Source organism: Pseudorhizobium sp. NPDC055634 (genome assembly GCF_053618655.1).
In genome coordinates this window covers 137,967-164,055 of the sequence record NZ_JBSHHW010000004.1, presented here as the reverse complement: position 1 = coordinate 164,055, position 26,089 = coordinate 137,967, and the positions used below count along the sequence as shown (strand labels likewise).

The following is a 26,089-nucleotide window of genomic DNA, read 5'->3' as shown; positions in this document are numbered from 1 at the left end:
TCGGCTTGGCGTCGCCCGAGACCGTACCCGGCTCCGGCGGCGCTCCCTCGGCTGCGCTGCCGGCGCGCTTGCGATCCGGCTTCGGCGTCGATGCGGTTCCCGAAAGCGGCTGCGTCTCCGCGGCCTTGACGCGCTTCCTGGAGCCTTCCTTGTCGGTCAGCGGCGTCTTGATCGACGGATCGGCCTCCTCGGCCGTATCCTTCGGACGCGCGGCGTCGGACGGCGGCACCTGGGTCGCAGGCGCTGCGGTCCCGGCAGCGGGCTTCTGCTCTGCGCCATTCGCGGCCGGCTTCACGTCGTCAACCAGCGTGACCGGGCCACCGACGGGCGCCGAGGAGAACCGCTCGATCTGCGGGCCGGGCGTGATTTCCTGGCCTTGTCCGGCCTGGAAGCGGTCGATGATGTGCTCGAGCTGCTCCGGCGTCAGGTCCTCGTAGGCGTCCTTGAAGATCATCACCATCGGGGCGTTCACGCACGCCCCCTGACATTCGACCTCTTCCCAGGACAGCGTGCCGTCCTCGTTGAGCTCGAAGGGTTCCGCATGGATCTTCGACTTGCAGACCTTGATGAGGTCCTCGGCGCCGCGCAGCATGCAGGGCGTCGTGCCGCAGACCTGGACATGCGCCCGGGTGCCGATGGGCTTCAACTGGAACTGGGTGTAGAAGGTCGCCACTTCCAGCACCCGGATGTAGGGCATGTCGAGCTTCTGGGCGACGTATTCGATCGCCGCGCGCGTGACCCAGCCGTCCTGCTCCTGAGCCCGCATGAGCAGCGGAATCACCGCGGACTGCTGGCGGCCTTCCGGATACTTGCGGATCGTGGCTTCGGCCCAGGCGGCGTTCTCCGCGCTGAAGGCGAAGCTTGCCGGTTGCACATTCTCTTCGGCCAGTCGACGAACAGACATTCTTCTTACGCCTTATCAGTCTTGGAAGCAGGCTGCCGGAAACCGGCGCCCGTGATTTCGATTGCGAAAGCCATCAGCGGTCGACCTCGCCGAACACGATGTCGAGCGAGCCGAGGATCGCCGACACGTCGGCGAGCTGGTGGCCGCGGCACAGGAAGTCCATGGCCTGCAGGTGTGCATAGCCCGGCGCCCTTATCTTGAGGCGGTAAGGCTTGTTGGTGCCGTCGGCGACGAGGTAGACGCCGAACTCGCCCTTCGGCGCCTCGACGGCCGCATACACTTCGCCGGCCGGCACGTGATAGCCCTCCGTGTAGAGCTTGAAGTGATGGATGAGCGCTTCCATCGAACGCTTCATCTCGCCGCGCTTCGGCGGGACGACCTTGCCGTCCAGCGACGAGACGGGCCCGACCCTGGCATCACCCAGCAGGCGATTGACGCACTGCTTCATGATCTTCACCGATTCCCGCATCTCGATCATGCGGATCAGGTAGCGGTCGAAACAGTCGCCGTTCTTGCCGATCGGGATGTCGAACTCCATGTCGGCATAGCATTCGTAGGGCTGCGACTTGCGCAGGTCCCAGGCTGCGCCCGAGCCGCGGACCATGACGCCCGAGAAGCCCCAGGCCCAGGCATCCTCGAGCTTCACGACGCCGATATCGACGTTGCGCTGCTTGAAGATACGGTTGCCGGTCAGGAGGTCATCGATATCGTCCAGCGTCTTCAGGAACGGATCGCACCAGGCGCCTATATCCTCCACCAGTTCCGGCGGCAGGTCCTGGTGGACACCGCCGGGGCGGAAATAGGCGGCGTGCATGCGCGAGCCCGATGCACGCTCGTAGAAGACCATCAGCTTCTCGCGCTCCTCGAAGCCCCAGAGCGGCGGCGTCAGCGCGCCGACGTCCATCGCCTGTGTCGTGACGTTGAGAAGGTGCGACAGGATGCGGCCGATTTCCGAGTAGAGGACACGGATCAGCTGGCCGCGGATCGGGATCTCGAGGCCGAGGAGCTTCTCGACCGCCAGGCAGTAAGCATGCTCCTGGTTCATCGGCGCCACGTAGTCGAGGCGGTCGAAATAGGGCAGCGCCTGCAGATAGGTCTTCGTCTCGATCAGCTTTTCAGTGCCGCGGTGAAGCAGGCCGATATGCGGATCGACGCGCTCCACGATTTCGCCGTCAAGCTCCAGCACCAGCCGAAGCACGCCGTGCGCCGCCGGATGCTGCGGTCCGAAGTTGATGTTGAAGTTGCGGACGTTATGTTCGTTCATTCTGTCAGCTCCATGCCGAGCGGCCAAGCCGCAACGGGCGGAATGAAAAGCAGCACCCGGCGCCGAGACGCCGGTTCATCAGACCTTGGCTTTTTCGTCGCCCGGCAGCACGTAATCGGTGCCTTCCCAGGGAGACAGGAAATCGAAGTTGCGGAATTCCTGGCGCAGCATCACCGGCTCGTAGACGACACGCTTGGCCGCATCGTCGTAGCGAACCTCGACAAACCCCGTCGTCGGAAAGTCCTTGCGCAGCGGATGGCCCTCGAAGCCGTAGTCGGTCAGGATGCGCCGCAGGTCCGGATGGCCCGTGAAGACGATGCCGTACATGTCCCACGCCTCGCGCTCGAACCAGTCGGCACCCGGAAAGACGGGACAGGCCGAGGGGATCGCCTCGTCCTCGCCCACCATGACCGTCACGCGGATGCGCAGGTTCTGGCGCGGCGACAGCATGTGGTAGACCACATCGAAGCGCTTCCTGCGCTGCGGCCAGTCGACGCCGCAGATGTCGAGCAGGTTGACGAAGCTGCACTGCACGTCGTCGCGCAGGAAGGTCAGCAGGGCGACAATGTTTTCGGGCGTCGTCACCACCGTCAGCTCGTCGAATTCGATCTTGGAATCGACGACGAACCGAGGATGCATCTCGGCGATGTAGGAAGAAAGCTCTCTCAGGGCTTCGCTCATGATACGGTCCTTGCCCTCAGCGCTCGATCGTTCCGGTGCGACGGATCTTCTTCTGCAGCAGAAGCACGCCGTAAAGCAGCGCCTCCGCCGTGGGGGGACAGCCCGGGACGTAGATGTCCACAGGCACCACGCGGTCACAGCCCCGCACCACGGAGTAGGAATAGTGATAATAGCCGCCGCCGTTGGCGCAGGAGCCCATCGAGATGACGTAGCGCGGCTCCGGCATCTGGTCGTAGACCTTGCGGAGCGCGGGCGCCATCTTGTTGGTCAGCGTGCCGGCAACGATCATCACGTCCGACTGGCGCGGCGAGGCGCGCGGCGCAAAACCGAAGCGCTCGGCGTCGTAGCGCGGCATGGACATCTGCATCATCTCGACCGCGCAGCAGGCGAGACCGAAGGTCATCCACATCAGCGAGCCGGTGCGGGCCCAGTTGATCAGCTCGTCCGTCGAGGTGACGAGAAAGCCCTTGTCGGCGAGCTCATTGTTGATCTCGCCGAAGAAACGGTCATCGCTGCCGATCGGCTTGCCGGTATTGGGATCGATTATGCCCTTGGGCTGCGGCGCGACCAGGGTGTTGCCGGTGTCGACTACTCCCATTCCAGCGCTCCTTTCTTCCATTCATAGATGAAACCGATGGTCAGCACGCCCAGGAAAACCATCATCGACCAGAAACCGAACCAGCCGATCTCGCCGAAGGAGACCGCCCAGGGGAAGAGGAAGGCCACTTCCAGGTCGAAGATGATGAACAGGATCGACACGAGGTAGAATCGGATGTCGAACTTCATGCGCGCGTCGTCGAACGCATTGAAGCCGCATTCGTAGGCTGAAAGCTTTTCGGAGTCGGGCGCCTTGTAGGCGACGGCGAAGGGAGCAATCAGGAGGGCCAACCCGATCACCAAGGCGATTCCGATAAAGATCGCGATCGGAAGATAGGAACTGAGGAGTTCACTCATAGTATTCGATCCTGCTTGCCGTAAGCGCCGGGCGGCGCTCGATCAGCAATGCGCGGGCAAAGCGAACGTGCATTGCAACTGGCCCGTGACTACCCCAGCCCACGCTTTGGCGCAAGAGATTTAGAGTCGCGATTTTGCGCCGCAATAGTACACCTTGCGAACGGCAGAGGCTCTTCGCGATCTATAGGCTTGACGGACGGGAAGTGGCAAGAAGTGGCGCGAGTGACGGGGCTCGAACCCGCGACCTCCGGCGTGACAGGCCGGCACTCTAACCGACTGAGCTACACCCGCGCATGATGCCTTGCGGCAATCCGACATTCCAGGGAATATCAGAAGAGTTCGAGGACGAATGGCGCGAGTGACGGGGCTCGAACCCGCGACCTCCGGCGTGACAGGCCGGCACTCTAACCGACTGAGCTACACCCGCGCATTTCGTAAGGGCCTGAACCCTTGCCGGAGCGACCTCGACCGCCTCGGTTGAGCGGCTAACTAAGAGGTTCGCGAACAGGTGTCAAGCGCGTTTCAAGACAAAAGGATGATGCCCCTCGCCTTTCTCCGGCAGAGCGCCCGTGTGGCTTCGGGCGCGGCAAAAAAATCAAAATTTCAGTCAAAGGCTCTTGCGGTTTTTCGCCGATCCGCATAGATCACGCCCACCGACGCGACGGACATGCTCCGCGACGCGAAGGGCGATTAGCTCAGTTGGTAGAGCGCCTCGTTTACACCGAGGATGTCGGGAGTTCGAGTCTCTCATCGCCCACCATTCCCCTTCCCCTTTCCGGATCATCACTCATTCTTGACCCGAATTGCCCCGGTTCACACCGCCGGCAGCTGTTCCAGTTCGGAATTGTCGGTGCCAATCGTCATGCGGTTGCCGCGCCAGTGGACGGCGCCGCCGGTCCAGCCGCGGATCCAGATCGCCGGCAGCATCACGTCGCGCACCAGCATGGCGGGCAGGCTTTGGAGCGACAGGCGCCAGTTTTTGGCGGCGGCCAGCGCAAGTTCGGGCAGGTAGATCGCCGCGGCGATGAAGGCGGCCGTTGCGGCGGGGCTGAACCCGGCTGCGAACCCGGCCGGCAGGCCGAGCGCCAGCGGCGGCAGGAGGCCGAGCAGCGCCTCCGGGGCAAAGAAGCCCGGAAAGGTGACGCGGCGCAGGCGCGCCCAGCGGCCCTGGCGGGCCCAGATCTCGCCAGCGGTGCGTCGCCCGAGCGGCTGTTCGAACGGCCAGGCGACGAGATGCACCTTGCGGCCCAGGCGTGTCACGAGCTTGGTTGCGGCGGCATCCTCGGCGATCTCCTCGCCCAGCGCCTCTATACCCCCCGCGGCGTCCAGCGTCGGCTTGTGCCACAACATGCTCTTTCCCTGCGCAAAGCCCATCCCGAGCGCCTCGCCGGCATATTGCCAGCGCGCCTGATGGGTGTTCAGGAACGCGCATTCGACCTCCGCCCAGAAGCCCGAGGGACGCGACCCGAGCGGCGTCGAGCAGACGAGCCCGGTCTCGTCGACCCGCCATGCGGCGAACAGGTGATGCAGGTATTGCGGCGGCATCAGCACGTTCGAATCGGCAAGAACCACCCAGTCGTGCCGGGCGGCCCGCCAACCCTTCACGCAGTTGTTGAGCTTCGGATTGGCACTGGGCGCGCTCGTCTCCGACGATCAGTCGCGCCGCCCGTTCCGGATGGGCGGCGATCGCCTTCCGGACGAGGGGTACCACCGGATCGCCGGCACTGGCGATGCCGAAGATGAGTTCATAGTCCGGCCAGTCGAGCGCGAAGGCGCGCTCCAGCGTCTCGCCGGTGAACTGCTCGATCCCGCACATGGGCACGACGATCGTCGCGGCGGGCCGGTCGGCAAGCGGCGGCGGCGACGTGCCCTTCGGGGCAAGGCGCCATGCGGCGACCAGGATGCTGATCCAGTTTGCAAGGACGAGAGCCGCGGCGGCGGCAGCAAGAACGACGGCCATCAGGAACACTCCGGCGGCACGTATCCTGCGGAAAACGCTCCCGCGGGAATCACCGTGACAGGAATGCGACATCATCACCGCTCTGTTGCAGGCGAATGACAGCCCGTTGGTACCCCGCCCGGGGCTTTCGGACCCGAGGGGCAAGGCGTTGCGACGCGACGTCAGAGCTGGACCAGGTCCACCCCGTCTCCCAGTTCCCGTCTTGCCGTCTCCACCACGCTCGCATGGTGGGTGAACAGCAGGGTCTGGTGCGTCCCGCTGGCCTCCGCCAGGGTGCGAAGGGCGGCGGCGGTGCGTTCGTCGTCGAAGGTCTGGAAGATGTCGTCCAGCACGAGCGGGGCCGGCTCGTTGCGGCGGCAGTAGTCCTCGAGAAAGGCAAGCCGCAGCGCGAGATAAAGCTGGTCGCCCGTGCCTTCGCTGAGGCCTGAAAGCGGGACCTGCTCGCCCGTCCGGCGCTCGACGGCGAGCTGCAGGTCGTCTCGCTCATCGTAGACCTGCAGGAGGCGCGCAAAGCGCCCGCCGGTCAGGGCGGAGAACAGCTCCCCTGCCCGCTTCATCACCGGATCCGCCTGCTGCTCGCGGTAGTTTTCCATCGAGGTCGAGAGAAGGCTCGCCGCAAGCTTCAGGACCACCCACCGGCGCGCCAGTTCGCGCGCCTCCGTCTCGGCGGCGAGTTTGCGGAACACGGCGCGCTCGGCACCGATTCCGGTCTCCAGTTCGCGCCGGCGGCGTTCGTTGTCGGCGCGGGCGATCCCGAGCGCGTTCATGCGCTCGATAAGCCCGTTTTCCTCCCGAGCGAGCGCCTCGATCTCCAGGCCCGCCTCGACGCGGTCGAAACCGGAAAGCGCCGCGCGCACCTCGTCCTCCGACAGACCCTCGGCATGCTCGGCGAAGCGTTCGCGGCATTGCCTGAGCCCGGTTTCCAGGCGGTGGCGCTGGCGAAGGTCCTCCAGCACCTGCGGCAGTTCGGCGACCGGACGGCCGAGGCCCGCGGCGAGCGTCGCGATCGCGGCGGAAAGTTCCGTCTCCTCGGCCTTCAGTCGGGCCCGGGAAATCTCGATCCGTTCGAGCTGGTCGGAGAGCGATTCGCGCCGCTTGTTCTCGTTTGCCGAAGCCACGAGCCGCTCGTTCAGCAGGCCGGCCGCGATATCGGCGGGGATGGCGGCAAGGTCGGGAGCGACGGCGGCGGCCAGCCTGCCGACCGATCCCTCGAAGCCTTCCATGTCGCGTTCCATGCCGCGAACCCGCCGCTGGCGGTTCTCGCGCTCCGAAAGTAGCCCCGGCACCGTGCGCCACGCCTCGAGCGCGGCGAGCGCCATGGGCGGATCGGCGTCATCGGGCAGGCCGATCCCCGTGACGGCGGCGGAGAAGCTCGTCTGCCAGGCGCCGGTCTCGGCCAGCAGGGCGCGCTCGCGCTCCTCCAGCCGACCGATCGCCTCCTGCGCCATCGCCCGCTTCGTCTCGCTGCTTCGGCTCTCCAGCCATTCCTGGCCGATTTCTGACAGCCTGCGTTCCAGGCCCCGGCCGAGCGCCACGGTCGGAAGCGCCACGGCCGCGAGCCCCACGGCGTCCGCGATCGACAAAAGCGCCGGGCGCAGGGATTTTTCCTTCAGCTGCAATGCCTCCAACTCGTCGCCGAGAAGGTCGATCTCGCGCAGCTGGCGGAAACACTCCTCCACGGTACGGCGCCAGTCAATCATCCGTTCGGGCGAGGCCGGCATGATCCCTGACGGGCGGAAGGCGTCCTCGTAGGCCGTCACGGCATCGGCAAGCGCGATCTCGCGGAGGCGGAGCGCTTCGCGTGCACCGGCAAGCTCGCGCTCCAGTTCGCCCTGCCGCAGCGTCAGTTGCGCGTGGCGCGTGACGCGTTCGGCGTCGGCGAGTACCGCATCGGCAAGCTGGTCGGCCTCGGCAATGCCAGCGGCCAGCCGGTCGAAACCGGCCTCGTCCGGTTGCTGTCGCACTGCGTCGAACCGGCGATCGCGCTCGCTGCGGCCTGCCGCGAGTTCCTGGCGCGAAACGATCCGTCCCGTGCCTTCGAGCAGCGCGAGGTCGCGACGGATGCGGTGAGCCTCCTCGTCGAGCGCGGCGACACGACCCTCGGCGTCCTTCGCCTCCGCGCGCGCCTCGTCGATCGTCCGCCGGTGGGCAGCAATCTCGGCGGTTTCAGGCAGGGGCGCCGAAGAAAGCGCGCGCAGGTCGGATACGGGCGGATCGAGCCGTGCCGTCGCCGTGGCGAGGTCGGCACCGGCGCGGGCGAGCTTCACCTGCAGGGCTTCGAGACGCTGGAGCTCGACGAGATCCGGCTGCAGGGCAGCGAGCTGTTCCGACCAGGGCTTGGGGTCGATGAGATGGGCAGCGCCGGCCGGCCTTCCCATGCCGCGCAAGGCATCATGGTGCTCTTCCATCCTCTGGCGGGCGTCGCGCAGGCTGCGATCGAGATCCGCCCCCTCCTCCAGAAGCGCGCGCAGGCGTGCGAGATCGGCATCGCGCGGCTGGCGCGTTTCGAGATCGGCCAGGGCAAGGCCCAGCCGCCGGGCGGCATCGGCAAGCCTGCGGTCGTAGTCCTCGACCTCGCCGCGCACCCGGGCGATGTCCTCCCGGGCCTTGGCATACACGCCCTTGTCCGCATGGGCGGAGGTGATAGCGGCCGACATGGCCAGCAGCGCGTCGTCGACATGGACGGCGGCGATGTCGTCTCGCAGGCGCGCATGATCCCCGTCCGCGCGCCTGAGGGCCGCCTCGTTCTCGCGCAGGCGCTCGATGAGGGCCGAAAGCCTGGTCTCCAGGTCCCCCGGCTGGCCCGCCAGCCATTCGAACTCCGCCATCTGCTCCCGTTCGCGGTCGATCTCGCGGATGATCGGATCGAGCCGCTGCAGCATGCGCAGGTGCTCCAGGCGGCGGATATTCTCCTGGCGCCGGGCGAGAAGGCCCGCAAGTTCCGTCTCCAGTTCGCCCTGCTCCGCGATCAGCTTCTTCCAGTCGCCGGATCGCAACTCGCTTTCGCGCTCGGCCTGGCGCGCCTCCTCGTGCGCATCGAGCACCTGGTAGAACAGCCGGTCGCGCGAACGGCGCGCCGCATAGATACCATCCGCCTCCGCCTCCAGCCCCTTCCTGAGGTCGGCAAGCCCGGTGAGCCCGGACGCGGCGGAGAAAAGCAGGCTGCCGATCTCGCCACCGCTCTTCAGCATGCTGTCGCCGCCGGCGCGCAGCGAGGCCGAGTTCAACCCGAAGGCGCGCTCGAAGACGTCCCGGCTGAGCGTGCCGAGAAAGGGCGCCAGCGCGTCGTCGGGCAGGCTCGTCTCCGGATCGCTCGCCGCAAGAAGCGTGCCCTTGCGGCCCTTGCGCCTGCGAAACTCGAGGCAAGCCCCGCCCCGCGAGGAAATGCTTGCGCCGATCCGAAGGCTCGCGGCGTCGCTCCGGAAACCGTAGGGCGTCCGCTCCGGGAATCCGAACAGGAGATCGGAGATCGCCGCGAGCGCGGACGACTTGCCGGCCTCGTTCGGCCCGTAGACGATGTGCAGCCGGGCGTCCGGGCGAAAGGCAAGGCTGCGGTCGGCAAGAGCGCCGTAGCGCAGGATGTCGAGGCGGTCGAAGCGCATCAGCGATCCCCTCCCGCCCGGGCGAGCAGAAGGTCGCGCGCTTCGGCAAGCAGCGTTTCGGCATCGTCGCCCAGCGCAAGCTCGTGGGCGCCGAGCCCACCGGGGAGCCGGGCGGCGATCTCGGCAATCCTTGCCTCTGCCTCCGCCAGGAGTTCGGGCGGGAGCGCCTCGACCGCAAGCAGGCCGTCGAGGCCGAGCGATGCCGCCCCGCCAGCGGCTTTCTCTCCGGCATCCTCGACCCGCACCTCGACCTTCTCCAGCCAGATATCCTCGTGGCAGCGGTGGCAGGCGGCCTGCGCCTCGTCGCGGAAATCGCGGGCGCGAGCAATCAGCTCGCCGCGATAGCGGCTCTTGCCGGTCAGGCGGATGCGCAGCGCAAGGGGCCGGCCCTCCATCTCGTCCGCGACATTCTCCAGCGCCGCCTCGATGCGCCGCAGGATCGCCGGCAGGTCGTCCTCCGCCTCGACGGTGACCGACCTCTGGGCGAACCGGGCGCTGTCGGTGACGATCCGCTCATGTGTGACCGTGCCGTCTTCCACAGAGACCAGAACGGCGCCCTTCGCTCCCTGCTCGCGGATGGAGCGGCCCTGAAGGTTGCCGGGAAAGATGATCGGCGGGTTGTCCGCGACCACCTCGTAGTCGTGCACATGTCCGAGCGCCCAGTAGTCGTAGCCGCGCGAGCGCAGGTCCTCGACCGAACAGGGCGCGTAGGGCGCATGCGGCTCACGGCCGGTCAGCGAGGTGTGGAGGACGCCGATATTGAACCAGCCGGGACGTGGCGGAGGATAGGCGAGCGCCAGGTTTTCCGTCGCCGAGCGCTCCGCGAAGCCCTGCCCGTGCAGCGCCACCTTCAGGTGATCAAGCGTGAAGGTGCCCGGCTTCGTGACCGGGAACTCGCGGACATTGCGTGGCAGCGTGATCGTCCTGGTGATGACGCTTTCGGCGTCATGGTTGCCCTTCAGCAGGAAGACGGGAATCTCCGCGCGCTCCAGCCGCGCCACTTCGCGGTTGAAGAACAGGCCGATCTTGTTGTCCTTCCAGTCGCCGTCATAGACGTCGCCGGCCACGAGGAAGAAATCGACCCGCCTCTCGATGGCCTGGTCGACCAGTGCCGTGAAGGCACGGCGGCTCGCCTCCATGAACATCTCGGCCACCTCGGCGTCCTTCATCGCCAGCCCCTGGAAAGGACTGCCGAGATGCAGGTCGGCGGCATGGATGAAGGTGAAGGAGGACATCGAATCGCTTGCTCTGGTTGTGTCAGGTGACCATGTGTTTTAGGCAAAGGGCGGGCATGGCGGAAGCGTCTGCCGGACAGGCCTGTGGATAGGCATCGGAGGAGAGACCATGAGACAGCACCAGTTCGGCCGCACATCCTTCACCGTCGGCGAGATCGGCTTCGGCGGATGGCAGATCGGCGGCGCCTGGGGCACTGTCAGCGAGGCCGACGGACGGGCGGCACTGGAGGCGGCGCTGGATGCCGGCGTCACCTTCATTGACACCGCGGACGCCTACGGCGACGGCCGTTCGGAGAAGATCATATCGGGCGTCCTCAAGGGGCGCCGCGGCGAGCGGCCGATGGTCGCGACCAAGGCCGGGCGGCGGCTCGATCCGCATAAGGCCGACGGCTATACCAGGACCAACCTGGAAGCCTTCGTCGACCGGAGCCTCTCCAACCTCGGCGTCGAGAGCCTCGATCTCCTGCAGCTTCACTGCCCGCCGACGGAGGTTCTCTATCGGCCGGAGGTGTTCGGAGCGCTGGACGACCTGCGCCGGGCGGGCAAGATCAGGAACTACGGCGTCAGCGTCGAGAAAGTCGAGGAGGCCCTGAAGGCGATCGAGTATCCCGACGTCGTCAGCGTCCAGATCATCTACAACATCTTCCGCCAGCGCCCCGCCGACCTGTTCTTCAAGGAAGCCAGGCGCAAGGATGTCGCGGTCATCGTCCGCGTGCCGCTGGCGAGCGGCCTCCTGTCGGGCAGGATTACCCGCGACACGACATTCGCGAGCGACGACCATCGCCAGTTCAATCGCCATGGCGAGGCCTTCGACGTCGGCGAGACGTTTGCGGGCGTGCCGCTCGAGGTCGGGCTGCAGGCGGTGGAGGAAGTCCGCAAGCTGGTGCCGGAGGGTGCGTCCATGGCGGCCTTCGCCCTGCGCTGGATCCTGATGAACGACGCGGTGACCGTGGTCATTCCGGGTGCGCGCAATGCCGAGCAGGCCCGCGCCAACGCCGCCGCGGCCGATCTCGCACCCCTGTCCGACGCGGTGATGACGGCAACCCGCGAAATCTACGCACGCCTGATCGCCCCGCACGTCCACCAGCGCTGGTAGGCGGCACGGGCCGGATAGGCAGCGGACAGGAGAAAACCGGGCATATTCCGGGAACAGGTTTCTCCAAACGAAAAGAGGCCCGGCAAGCCGGGCCTCGAAATCTGTCTGCGACGCAGCGGCTTACTTGCCGTTGACGGCGTCCTTCAGGCCCTTGCCGGCCGAGAACTTCGGCACGTTGCGAGCCGGGATGTCGACTTCGGCACCCGTCGAAGGGTTACGGCCCTTCGAGGCTTCGCGACGAGAAACGGAGAAGCTGCCGAAACCGGCGAGACGGATGTCGCCACCGTTCTTCAGTTCGGCCTGAACGGTGTCGAATACAGCATCGACTGCCGAAGCCGCATCAGCCTTGGAGAGGCCAGCCTTTTCGGCCACAGCCGTAACGAGCTCAGTCTTGTTCATGTTTCCACCCTTTCAACTGGTATTGAAACGACTCAAGTGATCCGGCCCGACATTAAATACCCGTCAGGCCTTCGCAAGCCAGAAGCCTCGCTATAGCCTGAAAAACAAGGGGCATCGGGTGATTTTCACCAAAAAAGCCGGCTTGTAGCCGGCTTTTTTCGCTTTGCGTGCCAAATTGGCATGATCCTAGTGGGCGATGGAGGCGCCCGTGTCGTCGACACCCTCGACGGTGGCGATCACCGGGGTCTCGATGGAACCATCCCATTCAATCGGTTCGGGCTTGCGAAGGAGCGCGTGCTCGATCACTTCGCCCATGCGCGACACGGGGATGATTTCCATGTTGTTCTTCACGTTGTCCGGGATGTCCGCCAGGTCCTTGGCGTTTTCCTCCGGGATCAGAACCTTCTTGATGCCGCCGCGAAGCGCTGCAAGCAGCTTCTCCTTCAGGCCGCCGATGGGCAGGACGCGACCGCGCAGGGTCACCTCGCCCGTCATCGCCACGTCCTTGGAAACGGGGATGCCGGTCATGACCGAGACGATGGCCGTGGCCATGGCGATGCCTGCCGACGGGCCGTCCTTCGGCGTCGCCCCTTCCGGAACGTGCACGTGGATGTCCGACTTGTCGAAGCGGGGCGGCTCGATGCCGAAATCGACGGCACGCGAGCGGACATAGGAGGCCGCCGCGGAAATCGATTCCTTCATCACCTCGCGCAGGTTGCCGGTCACCGTCATGCGACCCTTGCCCGGCATCATCACGCCTTCGATCGTCAGCAGCTCGCCGCCGACCTCCGTCCAGGCAAGACCCGTCACCACGCCGACCTGGTCTTCGCGCTCGGCCTCGCCATGGCGGAACCGGGGCACGCCCAGGTAGTCGTTGATGTTGGCGGCCGTGACGTCGACCCTCTTCGTCTTGCCCTTGATGATCTCGGTGACCGCCTTGCGGGCGAGCTTCATCAGTTCGCGCTCGAAGTTACGCACGCCCGCCTCGCGGGTGTACTGCTGGATGATCGCCATCAGCGCGTCGTCGCTCACCGAGAACTCGTTCGGCTGCAGCGCGTGCTCCTTGATCGCCTTCGGCAGAAGGTGACGCTTGGCGATTTCCAACTTTTCCTCTTCGGTATAGCCGGCGATGCGGATGATCTCCATGCGGTCCATCAGCGGCGCCGGAATGTTCAGCGTGTTCGCCGTGGTGATGAACATCACGTCCGACAGGTCGTATTCGACTTCCAGGTAGTGATCCATGAAGGTCGAGTTCTGTGCCGGGTCGAGCACTTCGAGAAGCGCCGAGGACGGATCGCCGCGGTAGTCCTGGCCGAGCTTGTCGATCTCGTCGAGCAGGAAGAGCGGGTTGGACTTCTTCGCCTTCTTCATCGACTGGATGACCTTGCCGGGCATGGAGCCGATATAGGTGCGGCGGTGGCCGCGGATTTCGGCTTCGTCACGCACGCCGCCGAGCGCCATGCGCACGTATTCGCGGCCGGTCGCCTTGGCGATCGACTGGGCGAGCGAGGTCTTGCCGACGCCCGGAGGGCCGACGAGGCACAGGATCGGACCCTTGATCTTGGAAGCGCGCGCCTGCACGGCGAGATACTCGATGATCCGTTCCTTGACCTTTTCCAGGCCAAAGTGATCCTGCTCGAGGATCTTCTCGGCGTTGTTGAGGTCGGTCTTGATCTTCGACTTCTTGTTCCACGGGATCGACAGGAGCCAGTCCAGGTAGTTGCGCACGACGGTGGCTTCCGCCGACATCGGGCTCATCTGGCGAAGCTTCTTCATTTCGGCTTCCGCCTTTTCGCGGGCCTCCTTGGAAAGCTTCGTCTTGGAGATGCGCTCCTCCAGTTCGGCCATCTCGTCGCGGCCATCCTCGCCGTCGCCGAGTTCCTTCTGGATCGCCTTCATCTGCTCGTTGAGATAGTATTCGCGCTGGGTCTTCTCCATCTGCCGCTTGACGCGGGAGCGGATGCGCTTCTCGACCTGAAGGACCGAAATCTCGCCTTCCATGAAGCCGAGCGCCTTTTCGAGACGTCCCTTGACGCTGACCGTCTCGAGCATCTCCTGCTTCTCGGTGATCTTGATCGACAGGTGCGAGGCGACCGTATCGGCAAGCTTCGAGTAATCCTCGATCTGGCTCGCGGCGCCGACGACCTCCGGAGAGATCTTCTTGTTCAGCTTGACGTAGTTCTCGAACTCGGAAACCACGGAGCGCGACAGCGCCTCGACCTCGACCGGGTCTTCCTCCGGCTCGGCCAGGATGTCGGCCTTCGCCTCGTAGAATTCCTCGCGGTCCGTGTAGCTGTCGATCTTGGCGCGGGCACGCCCTTCGACCAGGACCTTCACGGTCCCGTCGGGAAGTTTCAGCAATTGCAGGACATTGGCAACCGTGCCGATCTTGTAGATCGCCGAGGGCTCGGGATCGTCGTCACCGGCATTGATCTGCGTGACGAGCATGATCTGCTTGTCGGACCCCATCACTTCTTCCAGTGCGCGGATGGATTTCTCCCGTCCGACGAACAGGGGCACGATCATGTGGGGGAATACCACGATGTCGCGAAGGGGCAATACCGGGAAAGTTTCGCCGCCGGGTGCCAAAGACGTTGGATTCGTCATTCTTCTTCCTTTCATATCCCGTTGCCGGGATTCGTCCCCAGACCTGATATCCGGGCCGTCCACTTGAGCCCAAAGTGGAGAGTGCGACTGTTGATTTCAAGCCTCGTTCACCGCCTGCCCCCCGCGCTGGCAAGGCGCCGGGACGACGGAGACGCGGGTTACGCCGGACGCAGGAAACAGGCAGGCCGCACGCGGTTGAGCACGCGGAACCGCCGAATCCTAAACCCTATTCATAACGATTAAACCGGTTCAAGCGAAGCACAATGCGCGGGATCAACAGGCACAAGGTCGAGAAGGCGTCCGGAAACGAAAAGAGGCCCGCAAGGGGCCTCTTCATAACCGATCTGCAACGTCATCCTCAGGCGGAGACGTTCGCCTTCTCTTCCTGCCGCTCGGCATAGATGTAGAGAGGACGGGCATTGCCCTTCACGACATCGTCGGAGATGACGACTTCGCGGACGCCTTCCAGCGCGGGCAGTTCGAACATGGTGTCGAGCAGGATCTTCTCCATGATCGAACGAAGGCCGCGGGCGCCGGTCTTGCGGGTGATCGCCTTGCGGGCGATCTCGCGAAGGGCGTCCTCGTGGAAGGTAAGCTCCACGTCCTCCATCTCGAAGAGGCGCTGATACTGCTTGACCAGCGCGTTCTTCGGCTCCGACAGGATCTGGATCAGCGCGTCCTCGTCGAGATCCTCAAGCGTCGCCAGGACCGGCAGACGACCGATGAACTCGGGAATGAGGCCGAACTTGACCAGGTCTTCCGGCTCCAGTTCGCGCAGGACCTCGCCGACGCGACGGTCATCCTCGGCCTTGACCGTGGCGCCGAAGCCGATCGACGTCTTCTCGCCGCGGGCGGAGATGATCTTGTCGAGGCCGGCGAACGCACCGCCGCAGATGAACAGGATATTGGTCGTGTCCACCTGCAGGAATTCCTGCTGCGGATGCTTGCGGCCGCCCTGCGGCGGAACGGAAGCGACCGTGCCTTCCATGATCTTCAGCAGCGCCTGCTGCACGCCCTCGCCCGAGACGTCGCGGGTGATGGACGGGTTGTCCGACTTGCGCGAGATCTTGTCGACCTCGTCGATGTAGACGATGCCGCGCTGGGCGCGCTCGACGTTGTAGTCGGCGGCCTGCAGCAGCTTGAGGATGATGTTCTCGACATCCTCGCCCACATAGCCGGCTTCCGTCAGGGTCGTGGCGTCGGCCATGGTGAAGGGAACGTCGATGATGCGCGCCAGCGTCTGGGCAAGATAGGTCTTGCCGCAGCCGGTCGGGCCGACCAGCATGATGTTCGACTTCGCAAGCTCCACCTCGCCGCCCTTGGAGGCGTGCGCCAGGCGCTTGTAGTGGTTGTGCACCGCAACCGACAGGATACGCTTGGCCTGCTGCTGGCCGATGACGTATTCGTCGAGAACCTTGATGATGTCCTGGGGCGTCGGCACGCCGTCGCGCGACTTCACCATCGAAGACTTGTTCTCTTCGCGGATGATGTCCATGCAGAGCTCGACGCATTCATCGCAGATGAACACCGTCGGACCGGCGATCAGCTTGCGGACCTCGTGCTGGCTCTTGCCGCAGAACGAACAATACAGAGTATTCTTGGAGTCGCCGCCGTTGCTGCCGCTGACTTTGCTCATATCACTTTCCTTCCAGCACTCCGCCTTCCCGTTGCCGGGTGCGGTCCACTCATTCGCCGGCACCGGAACCACCCGGTACGATGTGGCGGCTTTGCCCGGGGTACTCGACCGATGAGGAGAAAATCTCCCTCTCGGCGGCAACGAAACCCTCGACCACGAATGCTATGCAGCAAAGCTCTACACAGCATTAACAAGTACTAATACCGGTTTCCCGCTCCTGTGAAACCCCCTGCCGTTGTAACATAGGGGTGACGAGAGCGGGAATTCCGATCACCTCAATCCGCAGACCCGCCTTCGAGTTCCTGCCGCGAGGTGAGGATCTTGTCGATCACGCCCCATTCCTTCGCTTCCGCAGCATCCATGAAGTGGTCGCGATCAAGCGTCTTTTCAACTTCCTCGTAGGTCCGCCCGGTGTGCTTTTCATACACCTCATTCAGGCGTCTCTTCATCTTCAATATGTCACGAGCATGACGCTCGATATCCGAGGCCTGCCCCTGGAAACCGCCCGAAGGCTGGTGGACCATGATGCGCGAGTTCGGCGTTGCGAAGCGCATGCCCTTTTCACCGGCGGCGAGAAGGAGCGAACCCATGGAGGCCGCCTGGCCGATGCAGAGCGTCGAAACGGCAGGCCTGATGAACTGCATGGTGTCGTAGATCGCCATGCCGGCGGTGACGACGCCGCCCGGAGAGTTGATGTAGAGCGCGATTTCCTTCTTCGGGTTCTCGGCCTCGAGGAAGAGAAGCTGCGCGCAGACAAGGGACGCCATGTGATCTTCCACCGGGCCCGTCAGGAAGATGATGCGTTCCTTCAGAAGCCGCGAATAGATGTCGTACGACCGCTCGCCGCGATTGGTCTGCTCGACGACCATCGGCACCAGAGCCATGGCAGTATCGACGGGATTTCTCATGTCAGTCCTTTGTCACGCTTCTCCGGAGGTGGAAGCCCCAGAATCAGATGGAATAGGTCAACCCCTACATAGAGTGTCAATGCCCGGCACTTCAAGACGGCGGCAGCGTTATCCTTAATCGCGCCGGACGCGTGCCCTGCTGCGCTCCACCCGCCGCTTCTACCCGATCGCGCCCGGCAGGCGAGCCTGCGCACCGGGGAAAAGACGATACCGACAGCTTTGTGAGACGGCGTGGTAAACGACCCCTGAACAGCGGCCGCGACGCCCCGCCGGCAAGACGTCCTTAAGCAATCGGCAGTAAGCCGGGACCTCGCAGACGGAAGGGAATAAGATCATGGACATGTTGACGGGGCTGATCATCTGGGCGGCGCAGGCGGCCATGATATCGCTCCTCATGTTCATCGGCTGGATACGCTACCGGTCGCAGACATTCCGGCTGAGCTGGAGCGTCGCCTTTGCGCTTTTCGGTGCGGGTATCGTGATGATCAGCCAGCGTGGGCAGATCCCTTCCTTCCTGTCGATCGAAGTCGGCAACGCCTTCGTCCTCGGCTTCATCGCCATGCTGATGGTCGGCCTGCGACAATTCGACGGCAAGCCGCTCGAGGGATATATCGCCATTCCCGTGCTGATCTGGATCGGCGGCCTGCTTCTTTCGCCGGTGCGGGAAAGCTTCAGCGGACGCGTCGTGCTCTACAACGTCTCCGCCAGCATGGGTTTTGCCATGCTGATCGCCATGCTGGTACCCGGGCGCACCGACGGGATGTGGCCGCGGCGCGTACTCGCGGTGATCCTGGGGATCCACGTCCTCACCGGCCTGACCCATGCCGCCATGACCGGATATGCCGAGGCCATGTCGTTGGCGGCGCTGCCCTCCCCTGGCCTCGTGCTGGTGCCGGGCGCCTTCTGCTTCTTCGCGGCGATGCTCACAGGGGCCCAGATGATGGCCGAGCGCGCCGAGCAGCGGCTGAAGGCACTCGCCTCGACGGATCCGCTGACCGGCATCCTCAACCGCCGCGGCCTGATGGACGAGTTCCAGAGCCTGCGCAACGCGAAAGCTCCCGGAAAGCCCTTCATCGCGCTTCTTCATTTCGACATCGATCACTTCAAGCAGGTTAACGATCTCCATGGCCACCAGGCCGGAGATGCCGTACTCGTCGCCTTCTCCCGCCTCGCCTCGATCTCGCTGAGCCACCGCGGCGCATTCGGGCGCATGGGCGGGGAGGAATTCGCCAGCATCCTGCGGGTCTCCGACGTGGTGGAGGCTGCAAGCATTGCCGAGGGCCTGCGCATGACGCTTGCGCTCCAGACGATCTCGGCGGGCGAACAGCGGCTCGGCATCACGGTCAGCGCGGGCATTTCGCTGCAGCCGGCCGCCAAGGCCGATCTCGACCACCTCCTCAGCGCGGCCGACCGGGCGCTTTACGCCGCAAAGACCGCCGGCCGTAACTGCACCGCCGTCGAGGACGCAGGCAGGGTCGCGATCGTCCCCTCGGCCACGATGCTGACGAAGCAGGAGATGGCGCTGGAACTCAGCGCCAGCGAACAGGTCTCCGCGCTCCGCCGCCTGTCGGCGGCCGCCGGCTGACCGACCGGCCCTTGCCCGGCGGTTACAGTGCACCACATCCCGAAAGACCTGCCGGCACGCGTCCGGCCGGTCTGATCCAAGGGCGGGAGCACGACATGACGTCTTCAACACTGCGGCTTTCAGGCGTTCTGCTGGGAGTTCTCCTATCCACCGGACCGGCCTTCGCACAGCAGGCGGCCGATGCGGTCGCGCCCGAAGGCGCAACGGAAACCAGAAGCGCCGAGCGAGCGGAGGCGAAGCGGTTCATGGTGGCCGCCGCCAATCCGCTGGCGTCGAAGGCCGGCCGCGACGTGCTCGCCAAAGGCGGAAACGCAATCGATGCCATGGTGGCGGTGCAGGCGGTGCTCGGCCTCGTGGAGCCGCAGAGTTCCGGGCTTGGCGGCGGTGCCTTCCTCGTCTACTACGACGCCGCTTCAGGCAAGCTTACGACCTTCGACGGGCGCGAGACGGCGCCGATGGCGGCGACGCCGAAGCTCTTCCTCGACGGCGACGGGCAGCCGATGAAGTTCATGGATGCGGTGGTGGGCGGCCGGTCGGTCGGGACGCCCGGAACGGTGCGCCTCCTGCACGACGTCCATTCCCGTCTCGGCAAGTCCGACTGGGCCGGCCTCTTCGATCCGGCGATCAGGCTTGCCTCGGAAGGCTTCGACGTGTCTCCCCGGCTGGCCGGACTGGTCGCGGCGGAGGGCGACAAGCTGAAGACCCATGACATCACGACCCGCTATTTCTTCGATGAAACGGGCGCGCCGCTTCCCGCCGGCACGCTCCTCAGAAACGAACCCTATGCCGAGACGCTGAGAGCCATTGCCGCGGGCGGCGCGGATGCCTTCTACGCGGGGCCGATCGCCGAGGCGATCGTGGCCACGGTGCGCGAGGCAAGCGGCAATCCCGGCGTTATCTCGCTCGCCGACCTCGCGAACTACCGGATCAAGGAACGCGAGCCCGTCTGCATCACCTACCGGGCACTCGACATCTGCGGCATGGGACCGCCCTCCTCCGGCGCCGTCGCCGTCGGCCAGATCCTCGGCATCCTCGAAAACTTCGACCTCAGCGCGCTCGGGCCGCGCAACCCGGAAAGCTGGCGGCTGATCGGCGATGCGCAGCGGCTGGCCTTCGCGGACCGCGAGCGCTACATCGCCGACGCCGATTTCGTGCCCGCACCGATCAAGGGCCTGCTTTCGAAGGACTACCTGTCGGAGCGAGCGGCACTGCTCGATACCGACAAGGCGCTGCCGGCAGATACGGTCAAGGCCGGGGAGCCGGAATGGGATCACGCCCTCCTCTTCGGCGACGGCGAGGCGATCGAACTCCCGTCCACCAGCCATTTCTCCATCGTCGACGGCGACGGCAACGTCGTCTCGATGACCACGACGATCGAGAACGGATTCGGCTCGCGGCTGATGACCAACGGTTTCCTGCTCAACAACGAACTGACCGACTTCTCCTTCAAGACGCACGATGCCGGCATGCCGGTCGCCAACCGGGTCGGACCTGGAAAGCGGCCGCGCTCGTCCATGTCGCCGACGATCGTGATGAAGGACGGCAAGCCGCTCCTCGCCATCGGGTCGCCCGGCGGCAGCCAGATCATCGGCTACGTGGCGCAGGCGCTGATCGCCTATATCGACTGGCAGATGCCGGTCGAGGAGATCGTCGCCATGCCCCACCTCGTCAACCGCTTCGGCACCTATGAACTGGAGGCAGGCACCTGGGCGGAGGAGATGGCCGGGCCGCTGACAGCGCTCGGCTACGAGGTGAAGCCCGGCGAGATGACATCGGGCATCCAGGCGATAGAACTGACGCCGGACGGGCTTGCCGGCAGCGCCGATCCGAGGCGCGAGGGCGTGGCGCTCGGCGAGTAGCCGAAGGGTCTTCCGAAGGCCGCAAGATTGCGGTAGGCCTCGGGGCATGACCGCATTGCCTCCCTTCCTCCGGATCGATCCCGACACCCGCCGCGTCTCGCTCGACGGCCGCGACCCCGGCTTCTACGGCGACCCGAACCGGGTCTACGCACTGCTGCACCGGCATTGTCCGACCTTCTTCTGGGAGGAGCAGAAGCAGTGGTTCTTCACCGGCTACGATCACGTCAACGCCCTTTTGCGCGACCGCCGCTTCGGCCGGCAGATCCTGCATGTGGCGAGCCGCGAGGAACTCGGGCTGCCCGGCCCGCAGCCGCATCTTGAAAACTTCGACCTTGCGGAGCGTCATTCGCTCCTGGAGATCGAGCCGCCGGAACACACCCGGCTGAGGACCCTCGTCAACCGCGCCTTCGTCTCCCGGCACATCGAACGGCTGCGGCCGGAGATCGCCGCGCTGACGGAGAGCCTGATCGACGGTTTCGAGAAGGAGGGCCGGACCGAACTCCTGTCCTCCTTCGCCGACATCATCCCGGTGACGATGATCGCCCGGATGATCGGCATTCCCGACGAGATGGGTCCGCAACTCCTCAAGTGGAGCCACGACTATGTCGGCATGTACATGTTCAAGCGCAGCCGCGAGGACGAGCTTGCCGCGGACCGCTCGGCCCGGGAATTCGCCGATTATGTCCGCACGCTGATCGCCGAGCGCCGCAGGACCCCGCGGGAGGACCTGCTGAGCCACATGGTCCACACGGAGCACAAGGGCCAGTATCTGAGCGACGACGAACTCGTATCGACCACGATCGTGCTCCTCAATGCCGGGCACGAGGCAACCGTCCACCAGATCGGAAACTCCGTGCGGGTGATCCTGGAGAGTGGCCTGCCGCCCGCCGACCTCTTTTGCGACGAGGCAAGGACCGAACGGACGGTGGAGGAGACGCTACGCATCTGCGCGCCCGTCCACATCTTCCAGCGCTGGGCCCTGGAGGATGTCGACGTGGACGGCGTTTCCTTCCGGCGCGGCGACAAGGTGAGCCTGATCCTCGCGGCCGCCAACCTCGACCCGGCGAAGTTCACCGATCCCCTGGTCTTCAGGCCGGACCGGCAGGAGGCGGCGAACCTCTCCTTCGGCGCTGGGATACACTTCTGCATCGGCGCCCCGCTTGCCCGCCTGGAACTGAATACGGTGCTGCCGATCCTCTTCCGCCGCCTGCCCGGCCTCCGGATGGCGGAAACGCCGCGGGTGAAGGAGGTCTATCACTTCCACGGGCTGGAGCGGCTGGACCTCGCCTGGTAGCGGCTAGACCGCCCGCGCCGTTGCAGCGTCCCCGCGGTAGCGCGCCGCCGGCCTTCTCAGTGAAAGGTAAGGCGCCAGCGCGGCCCGAGCCTTCCGGAAGGCGTCCAGCAGGGCGGCATCCTCGAGCGACGGTATGGTGACCAGTTCTCCCCGGTCCAAACCCGCCAGCGCTGCATCGACCAGGTCGCCGACCTCCATCACCGTATCGGGCGGCAGCCTGTCGACGGAAGACCCGGCACGCTCGAAGATCTCCGTGCGGGTAAAGCCCGGCAGGACCGCCTGGACCTGGACGCCGGTTTCCCTCAGTTCGGCAGCCAGCGATTCCGTCAGCGCCAGCACGAAGGCCTTTCCCGCCACGTAGGTGCCGTTGAAGACCTCGGGAGAAAGGGCAACCGAAGAAGCTATGTTGACGATCTTTCCCGTGCCGCGCGCGCTGAACGCCTGCGCTGCGGCGACGGCCAACCGATTGGCCGCGGTGACATTGAGATCGACCATGTGATCAAGATAGGCCAGGTCAGCCTTCAGCAAGCGACCCCTGGGGCCAATGCCGGCATTGTTGACGAAGAGGTCGATCCTCCCGTCCTCCCTCAGGCGACGATCGACAAGGTCGAGATCGGCGCGATCGGCCAGGTCCGCCCGCAGCACGTCCGCCTCGATCCCGTGTTGCTGCGCCAGTTTCTCCGCCAAGACCTTCAGGCGACCGGCATCGCGGGCGACCAGAACGAGGTCGTAGCCGCGCGCCGCCAGTTTCTCGCAATATGTGGCGCCGATGCCGGAGGATGCACCCGTTACAAGAGCCCTTCCACGGGCTCCATGGCTTGATCCGATGCTCATCGCTGTTCTCCCGATTTTGATTTAGTGGCATATGCCCCTATTTATATGAGAAGGTCCTTCACCCTTGCAAGGCCGCCGCGGCGGATTTTGCGCAACGCTTGCGGGGACTGTAGACTGCGCTTCGGACCACGGTGGACAGATGGCAGAGACGATCGACAACGGTGAGAACGGGATTTGGCTTTACTGCAGCAACAGTGCGATTCGTCGCGCATCGCGGCAGCTTGGCCAGCTCTATGACGATGCAATGGGCGACAGCGGGCTCAGGGGCACGCAGTTTTCCCTGCTCTCGCAGATACTCCTTCTGGGCGAGCCGAGCCTGAAAGTGCTGGCGAAGGCCATGGTGATGGACCTTTCGGCGCTCGGCCACACGCTGAAGCCGCTTTTGCGGGACGGCCTCGTCGAGATGGTCGCGGACGAGTACGACCGGCGGGTCAAGCGGGTGCGGCTGACAACCCTCGGCAGATCCACGCAGGCGGATGTGGCGACGCGCTGGAAAGACGCACAACGCCGGTTCGACGAGGCCTTTGGAAAAGAGAGGTCGGCGGAACTGCGCCGGACCCTCGCCTTCATCTCCTCGCCCGACTTCGCCAAGGCCTTCGCCAGTACCGGCAGCGGGCCTTCTAAAGCCTGATCACATAGTCCTTGCGGGTCGTCTCGACGACTTCCCATGTGCCCGTGAATCCCGGCCTCAGGACGAGGCGGTCGCCCGGGCGGAGCTCCATCGGCTCGCCGCCCTCCTCGGTCACGATCGAATGGCCTTGGAGGATGTGGAAGTACTCCCACTCATCGTAGACGACCCGCCACTTGCCGGGCGTCGCTTCCCACACTCCGGCATAGAGGCCGCCGTCGACCTCCTCCAGGTTCCAGGTCCGGAACCGCGGGGTGCCGGAGATCAGCCGGTCGGGCGCCGGAGCGCCCTCCTCCGGCTGGATCGTGGAGAGGTCGAAGCGGAGGACGAAGGACATCGGCGGCTCAGATCTTCGCCAGCGACTGTTCGAGGTCGGCGATGATGTCGGCCTGGTCCTCGATGCCGATCGACAGGCGCACCACGTCGGGGCCCGCGCCCGCCGCCACCTGCTGCTCCTCGGAAAGCTGCCGGTGGGTGGTGGAGGCCGGATGGATGACGAGCGAGCGGGTGTCGCCGATATTGGCGAGGTGGGAGAACATCTGAAGGCCCTCGACGAAAGCCTTGCCCGCCTCGTAGCCGCCCTTCAGGCCGAAGGTGAATACGGCACCGGCGCCCTTCGGCGAATAGCGGCGCTGCAGGGCGTGGTTCGGGTCGTCCTCAAGCGCCGAGTAGCTCACCCAGGCAACCTTGTCGTGGCCCTTCAGCCACGTCGCCACCGCAAGCGCATTGTCGCAGTGGCGCTGCATGCGGAGCGGAAGCGTCTCGATGCCGGTCAGGATCATGAAGGCGTTGAACGGGGAGATGGCAGCGCCGAGGTCGCGAAGGCCGAGCACCCGGCAGGCGATCGCGAAGCCGATATTGCCGAAGGTCTGGTGCATGACGATGCCGCCGTATTCCGGCCGCGGCTCGGAGAGCATCGGATACTTGCCCGGCGCGGACCAGTCGAAGGTGCCGCCGTCGACGATGATGCCGCCCATGGAATTGCCGTGGCCGCCCAGGAACTTGGTCAGCGAATGGACGATGATGTCCGCGCCGTGCTCAAGCGGGCGCAGGAGATAGGGGCTGGCCATGGTGTTGTCGACGATCAGCGGCAGGCCGTGGCGATGCGCGACGTCGGCGATCGCCGCGACATCGACGAAGGTGCCGCCGGGATTGGCGAGGCTCTCGATGAACACGCCCTTGGTGCGTTCGTCGACGAGGCTCGCGAAGCTCTCCGGATCTTCAGGATCGGCCCAGCGGACCTCCCAGCCGAAGTTCTTGAACGCGTGCCCGAACTGATTGATCGAGCCGCCATAGAGCTTGCGGGCGGCGATGAAATTGTCGCCCGGCGTCATGATCGTGTGGAAGACCAGCATCTGCGCCGCATGACCGGAGGCAACCGCCAGCGCTGCGGAACCGCCCTCGAGCGCGGCGACGCGCTCCTCCAGCACCGCCTGGGTGGGGTTCATGATGCGGGTGTAGATGTTCCCGAACTGCTGCAGGCCGAAGAGTGCGGCCGCGTGGTCGGCATCGTTGAAGACGAAGGACGTCGTCTGGTAGATCGGCGTCGCCCTCGCCCCGGTCGTCGGATCGGGTTGTGCGCCCGCGTGTACGGCCAGCGTGGCAAAGCCCGGATGATGCGTGGTCATGTCGTCCTCCTCCTGCAAAATTCATCGGCCACAACAAAGCGTCTTGGTTGATCCGTATCAAGGAAATTCCGTGTCCGACCGGTAGCCTTCCCGAAAGAAGAGAGGGGTTCATCATGGAAACGGTAGCACATTCATCCGCAACGCTCGCATCGCGCCTGCTGCAATGGTGCGCAAGGGCCTTCGAGGGCACGAGCGAGGGCGACGTCATCGGCCGGCTCGACGACGAGGCCCTGCGCGAGATCGCCCGCGACTGCTGCGTGACGCCCGGCCAGCTGCGGCAGCTGGCCAAGGCAGGCCCCGGCGCTTCGGACGACGTGATTGCGCTGATGAAGGTGCTCGATATCGACCCGGACGAGGCTGCGCGCGCCCACGGCCTCCAGTTCCGCGACATGCAGATCACCTGCTCGACCTGCACGTCGAAGGACCGCTGCCGCAGGGACCTGGCGCGCGGTGCCGCGGAACACGAACATGTCCGCTATTGCGGCAATGCCGCACATCTCGGCGGCATGCGCGCCGAGGCGAAGCTGTTGACAGCCTGAGGCGTCAGCCGACGAGCCGCGGATATTCGATCGCCGGGCAGCGGTTCATGACGACCCTGACGCCCGCAGCCTCCGCCCTGGCTGCGGCATCGTCGTCGCGCACGCCCAGCTGTCCCCAGATCACTTTCGGCGTCTGCGGCAATGCCAGCGCCTCGTCGACGACGGTGCCGAGATATTCGGCGGCACGGAAAACATCGACCATGTCTATCGCCTCGGGAATGTCGGAAAGCCTGCCATAGACCTTCTGGCCGTGGATCTCCTTGCCCGCCTGGCCGGGATTGACCGGGAAGACGCGGTATCCCTTCGACAGGAGGAAGGCCATGACGCTGTTGCTCGGCCGGTCCGGATTGGGCGAGGCGCCGACGAGCGCGACCGTCTTCGTGGTCTTCAGGATGTCGGTGAGATAGGCGGGGTCGTAACTGTCGTGGTTCATCCGTTTCCTCCGGGATGCGCTTGTCCTCTCCTAATCTAGGATC

The 26,089-nt window shown here is 65.2% G+C and carries 20 protein-coding genes, 3 tRNA genes and 2 pseudogenes; 7 read left to right on the top strand and 18 right to left on the bottom strand.

All coding sequences use genetic code 11. The features are described 5' to 3' along the window. Positions 1-79: 79 nt before the first annotated feature. The 7 genes and pseudogenes from nuoE to ACWGPT_RS08135 all read right to left on the bottom strand — a co-directional run. Positions 80-904: pseudogene (nuoE, locus tag ACWGPT_RS08165) on the bottom strand (NADH-quinone oxidoreductase subunit NuoE); the annotation flags it as partial. Positions 905-977: 73 nt separating this feature from the next. After that, a complete protein-coding gene (locus tag ACWGPT_RS08160; protein ID WP_452605099.1) occupies positions 978-2,168 on the bottom strand; it encodes an NADH-quinone oxidoreductase subunit D in 1,191 nt (396 codons plus the stop codon). A gap of 78 nt (positions 2,169-2,246) precedes the next feature. Next, complete coding sequence (locus ACWGPT_RS08155; RefSeq protein ID WP_452605098.1) at positions 2,247-2,849, bottom strand: NADH-quinone oxidoreductase subunit C; 603 nt, start codon at positions 2,847-2,849, stop codon at positions 2,247-2,249. Between the two features lie 16 nt (positions 2,850-2,865). Then, a complete protein-coding gene (locus tag ACWGPT_RS08150; RefSeq protein WP_452605097.1) occupies positions 2,866-3,447 on the bottom strand; it encodes a NuoB/complex I 20 kDa subunit family protein in 582 nt (193 codons plus the stop codon). After that, a complete protein-coding gene (locus ACWGPT_RS08145; RefSeq protein ID WP_452605096.1) occupies positions 3,438-3,803 on the bottom strand; it encodes an NADH-quinone oxidoreductase subunit A in 366 nt (121 codons plus the stop codon). Before ACWGPT_RS08145 ends, ACWGPT_RS08150 begins: the two co-directional genes overlap by 10 nt. 214 nt (positions 3,804-4,017) lie before the next feature. Next, positions 4,018-4,094: transfer RNA gene (locus ACWGPT_RS08140), tRNA-Asp, on the bottom strand. Between the two features lie 59 nt (positions 4,095-4,153). Further along, positions 4,154-4,230 (bottom strand) — tRNA-Asp (locus ACWGPT_RS08135). Between the two features lie 257 nt (positions 4,231-4,487). Between ACWGPT_RS08135 and ACWGPT_RS08130 the strand changes: the two genes are divergently transcribed. Beyond that, a tRNA-Val gene (locus ACWGPT_RS08130) sits at positions 4,488-4,563 on the top strand. 53 nt (positions 4,564-4,616) lie between these two features. On the opposite strand, the pseudogene ACWGPT_RS08125 reads toward ACWGPT_RS08130, so the two are convergent. From ACWGPT_RS08125 to ACWGPT_RS08115, 3 genes and pseudogenes are all read right to left on the bottom strand, one after another. Then, positions 4,617-5,763: pseudogene (locus tag ACWGPT_RS08125) on the bottom strand (ceramide glucosyltransferase). Positions 5,764-5,924: 161 nt separating this feature from the next. Beyond that, complete coding sequence (locus tag ACWGPT_RS08120; protein ID WP_452605095.1) at positions 5,925-9,365, bottom strand: AAA family ATPase; 3,441 nt, start codon at positions 9,363-9,365, stop codon at positions 5,925-5,927. Beyond that, positions 9,365-10,600 carry a metallophosphoesterase family protein gene (locus tag ACWGPT_RS08115; RefSeq protein ID WP_452605094.1) on the bottom strand — a complete coding sequence of 412 codons (1,236 nt, stop codon included), beginning with the start codon at positions 10,598-10,600 and terminating at the stop codon, positions 9,365-9,367. The genes ACWGPT_RS08120 and ACWGPT_RS08115 overlap by 1 nt, the downstream gene beginning before the upstream one ends. Before the next feature lie 109 nt (positions 10,601-10,709). On the opposite strand from ACWGPT_RS08115, the gene ACWGPT_RS08110 reads away from it, so the two are divergent. Beyond that, on the top strand, positions 10,710-11,696 hold the full coding sequence (locus ACWGPT_RS08110; RefSeq protein WP_452605093.1) for an aldo/keto reductase: 987 nt from the start codon (positions 10,710-10,712) through the stop codon (positions 11,694-11,696). 120 nt (positions 11,697-11,816) lie between these two features. Here the strand turns inward: ACWGPT_RS08110 and hupB are convergent, their stop codons facing one another. The 4 genes from hupB to clpP all read right to left on the bottom strand — a co-directional run bounded on the left by hupB (position 11,817) and on the right by clpP (position 17,246). Beyond that, positions 11,817-12,095: a DNA-binding protein HupB gene (hupB, locus tag ACWGPT_RS08105; RefSeq protein WP_052637900.1), complete on the bottom strand. Its 279-nt coding sequence runs from the start codon at positions 12,093-12,095 to the stop codon at positions 11,817-11,819. 186 nt (positions 12,096-12,281) lie between these two features. Further along, positions 12,282-14,702 (bottom strand): endopeptidase La, encoded by a 2,421-nt coding sequence (lon, locus tag ACWGPT_RS08100; RefSeq protein ID WP_452605092.1) that lies wholly within the window; start codon positions 14,700-14,702, stop codon positions 12,282-12,284. Positions 14,703-15,060: 358 nt separating this feature from the next. After that, on the bottom strand, positions 15,061-16,338 hold the full coding sequence (clpX, locus tag ACWGPT_RS08095) for an ATP-dependent Clp protease ATP-binding subunit ClpX (protein ID WP_152340432.1): 1,278 nt from the start codon (positions 16,336-16,338) through the stop codon (positions 15,061-15,063). 275 nt (positions 16,339-16,613) lie between these two features. Then, positions 16,614-17,246 (bottom strand): ATP-dependent Clp endopeptidase proteolytic subunit ClpP, encoded by a 633-nt coding sequence (gene clpP, locus ACWGPT_RS08090; protein ID WP_452605091.1) that lies wholly within the window; start codon positions 17,244-17,246, stop codon positions 16,614-16,616. Between the two features lie 334 nt (positions 17,247-17,580). On the opposite strand from clpP, the gene ACWGPT_RS08085 reads away from it, so the two are divergent. From ACWGPT_RS08085 to ACWGPT_RS08075, 3 genes are all read left to right on the top strand, one after another. Then, complete coding sequence (locus ACWGPT_RS08085; RefSeq protein ID WP_452605090.1) at positions 17,581-18,831, top strand: GGDEF domain-containing protein; 1,251 nt, start codon at positions 17,581-17,583, stop codon at positions 18,829-18,831. A gap of 95 nt (positions 18,832-18,926) precedes the next feature. After that, positions 18,927-20,690: a gamma-glutamyltransferase gene (ggt, locus tag ACWGPT_RS08080; protein WP_452605089.1), complete on the top strand. Its 1,764-nt coding sequence runs from the start codon at positions 18,927-18,929 to the stop codon at positions 20,688-20,690. A 46-nt stretch (positions 20,691-20,736) separates the two neighbouring features. Further along, complete coding sequence (locus ACWGPT_RS08075) at positions 20,737-21,984, top strand: cytochrome P450 (RefSeq protein WP_452605088.1); 1,248 nt, start codon at positions 20,737-20,739, stop codon at positions 21,982-21,984. Positions 21,985-21,987: 3 nt separating this feature from the next. Here the strand turns inward: ACWGPT_RS08075 and ACWGPT_RS08070 are convergent, their stop codons facing one another. After that, the gene (locus ACWGPT_RS08070; RefSeq protein WP_452605087.1) at positions 21,988-22,818 is read right to left on the bottom strand and encodes an SDR family NAD(P)-dependent oxidoreductase; all 831 of its coding nucleotides are present in this window, start codon (positions 22,816-22,818) and stop codon (positions 21,988-21,990) included. A 139-nt stretch (positions 22,819-22,957) separates the two neighbouring features. On the opposite strand from ACWGPT_RS08070, the gene ACWGPT_RS08065 reads away from it, so the two are divergent. Further along, positions 22,958-23,449 (top strand): MarR family winged helix-turn-helix transcriptional regulator, encoded by a 492-nt coding sequence (locus ACWGPT_RS08065; protein WP_452605086.1) that lies wholly within the window; start codon positions 22,958-22,960, stop codon positions 23,447-23,449. Here the strand turns inward: ACWGPT_RS08065 and ACWGPT_RS08060 are convergent. Then, a complete protein-coding gene (locus ACWGPT_RS08060; RefSeq protein WP_452605085.1) occupies positions 23,439-23,783 on the bottom strand; it encodes a cupin domain-containing protein in 345 nt (114 codons plus the stop codon). The genes ACWGPT_RS08065 and ACWGPT_RS08060 overlap by 11 nt on opposite strands. Positions 23,784-23,790: 7 nt before the next feature. Further along, positions 23,791-25,074 carry an O-acetylhomoserine aminocarboxypropyltransferase gene (locus ACWGPT_RS08055; protein WP_452605084.1) on the bottom strand — a complete coding sequence of 428 codons (1,284 nt, stop codon included), beginning with the start codon at positions 25,072-25,074 and terminating at the stop codon, positions 23,791-23,793. A gap of 113 nt (positions 25,075-25,187) precedes the next feature. Between ACWGPT_RS08055 and ACWGPT_RS08050 the strand changes: the two genes are divergently transcribed. Then, positions 25,188-25,613 (top strand): DUF6455 family protein, encoded by a 426-nt coding sequence (locus ACWGPT_RS08050; RefSeq protein WP_452605083.1) that lies wholly within the window; start codon positions 25,188-25,190, stop codon positions 25,611-25,613. A 4-nt stretch (positions 25,614-25,617) separates the two neighbouring features. Here ACWGPT_RS08050 and ACWGPT_RS08045 read toward each other — a convergent pair whose 3' ends face one another. Continuing rightward, entirely contained in the window at positions 25,618-26,046 is a 429-nt protein-coding gene (locus ACWGPT_RS08045) for a CoA-binding protein (protein WP_452605082.1), read from the bottom strand. Between the last annotated feature and the right edge of the window lie 43 nt (positions 26,047-26,089).

Excerpts from the sequence above, each read along its gene's own strand:
- ACWGPT_RS08065 (WP_452605086.1), top strand. The coding sequence starts at position 22,958 with ATGGCAGAGACGATCGACAACGGTGAGAACGGGATTTGGCTTTACTGC.
- clpP (WP_452605091.1), bottom strand. The coding sequence starts at position 17,246 with ATGAGAAATCCCGTCGATACTGCCATGGCTCTGGTGCCGATGGTCGTC.
- clpX (WP_152340432.1), bottom strand. The coding sequence starts at position 16,338 with ATGAGCAAAGTCAGCGGCAGCAACGGCGGCGACTCCAAGAATACTCTG.
- ACWGPT_RS08120 (WP_452605095.1), bottom strand. The coding sequence starts at position 9,365 with ATGCGCTTCGACCGCCTCGACATCCTGCGCTACGGCGCTCTTGCCGAC.
- ACWGPT_RS08160 (WP_452605099.1), bottom strand. The coding sequence starts at position 2,168 with ATGAACGAACATAACGTCCGCAACTTCAACATCAACTTCGGACCGCAG.
- ACWGPT_RS08110 (WP_452605093.1), top strand. The coding sequence starts at position 10,710 with ATGAGACAGCACCAGTTCGGCCGCACATCCTTCACCGTCGGCGAGATC.
- ACWGPT_RS08050 (WP_452605083.1), top strand. The coding sequence starts at position 25,188 with ATGGAAACGGTAGCACATTCATCCGCAACGCTCGCATCGCGCCTGCTG.
- ggt (WP_452605089.1), top strand. The coding sequence starts at position 18,927 with ATGACGTCTTCAACACTGCGGCTTTCAGGCGTTCTGCTGGGAGTTCTC.
- ACWGPT_RS08150 (WP_452605097.1), bottom strand. The coding sequence starts at position 3,447 with ATGGGAGTAGTCGACACCGGCAACACCCTGGTCGCGCCGCAGCCCAAG.
- ACWGPT_RS08055 (WP_452605084.1), bottom strand. The coding sequence starts at position 25,074 with ATGACCACGCATCATCCGGGCTTTGCCACGCTGGCCGTACACGCGGGC.
- ACWGPT_RS08145 (WP_452605096.1), bottom strand. The coding sequence starts at position 3,803 with ATGAGTGAACTCCTCAGTTCCTATCTTCCGATCGCGATCTTTATCGGA.
- ACWGPT_RS08070 (WP_452605087.1), bottom strand. The coding sequence starts at position 22,818 with ATGAGCATCGGATCAAGCCATGGAGCCCGTGGAAGGGCTCTTGTAACG.
- ACWGPT_RS08045 (WP_452605082.1), bottom strand. The coding sequence starts at position 26,046 with ATGAACCACGACAGTTACGACCCCGCCTATCTCACCGACATCCTGAAG.
- ACWGPT_RS08115 (WP_452605094.1), bottom strand. The coding sequence starts at position 10,600 with ATGTCCTCCTTCACCTTCATCCATGCCGCCGACCTGCATCTCGGCAGT.
- ACWGPT_RS08085 (WP_452605090.1), top strand. The coding sequence starts at position 17,581 with ATGGACATGTTGACGGGGCTGATCATCTGGGCGGCGCAGGCGGCCATG.
- lon (WP_452605092.1), bottom strand. The coding sequence starts at position 14,702 with ATGACGAATCCAACGTCTTTGGCACCCGGCGGCGAAACTTTCCCGGTA.
- hupB (WP_052637900.1), bottom strand. The coding sequence starts at position 12,095 with ATGAACAAGACTGAGCTCGTTACGGCTGTGGCCGAAAAGGCTGGCCTC.
- ACWGPT_RS08155 (WP_452605098.1), bottom strand. The coding sequence starts at position 2,849 with ATGAGCGAAGCCCTGAGAGAGCTTTCTTCCTACATCGCCGAGATGCAT.
- ACWGPT_RS08060 (WP_452605085.1), bottom strand. The coding sequence starts at position 23,783 with ATGTCCTTCGTCCTCCGCTTCGACCTCTCCACGATCCAGCCGGAGGAG.
- ACWGPT_RS08075 (WP_452605088.1), top strand. The coding sequence starts at position 20,737 with ATGACCGCATTGCCTCCCTTCCTCCGGATCGATCCCGACACCCGCCGC.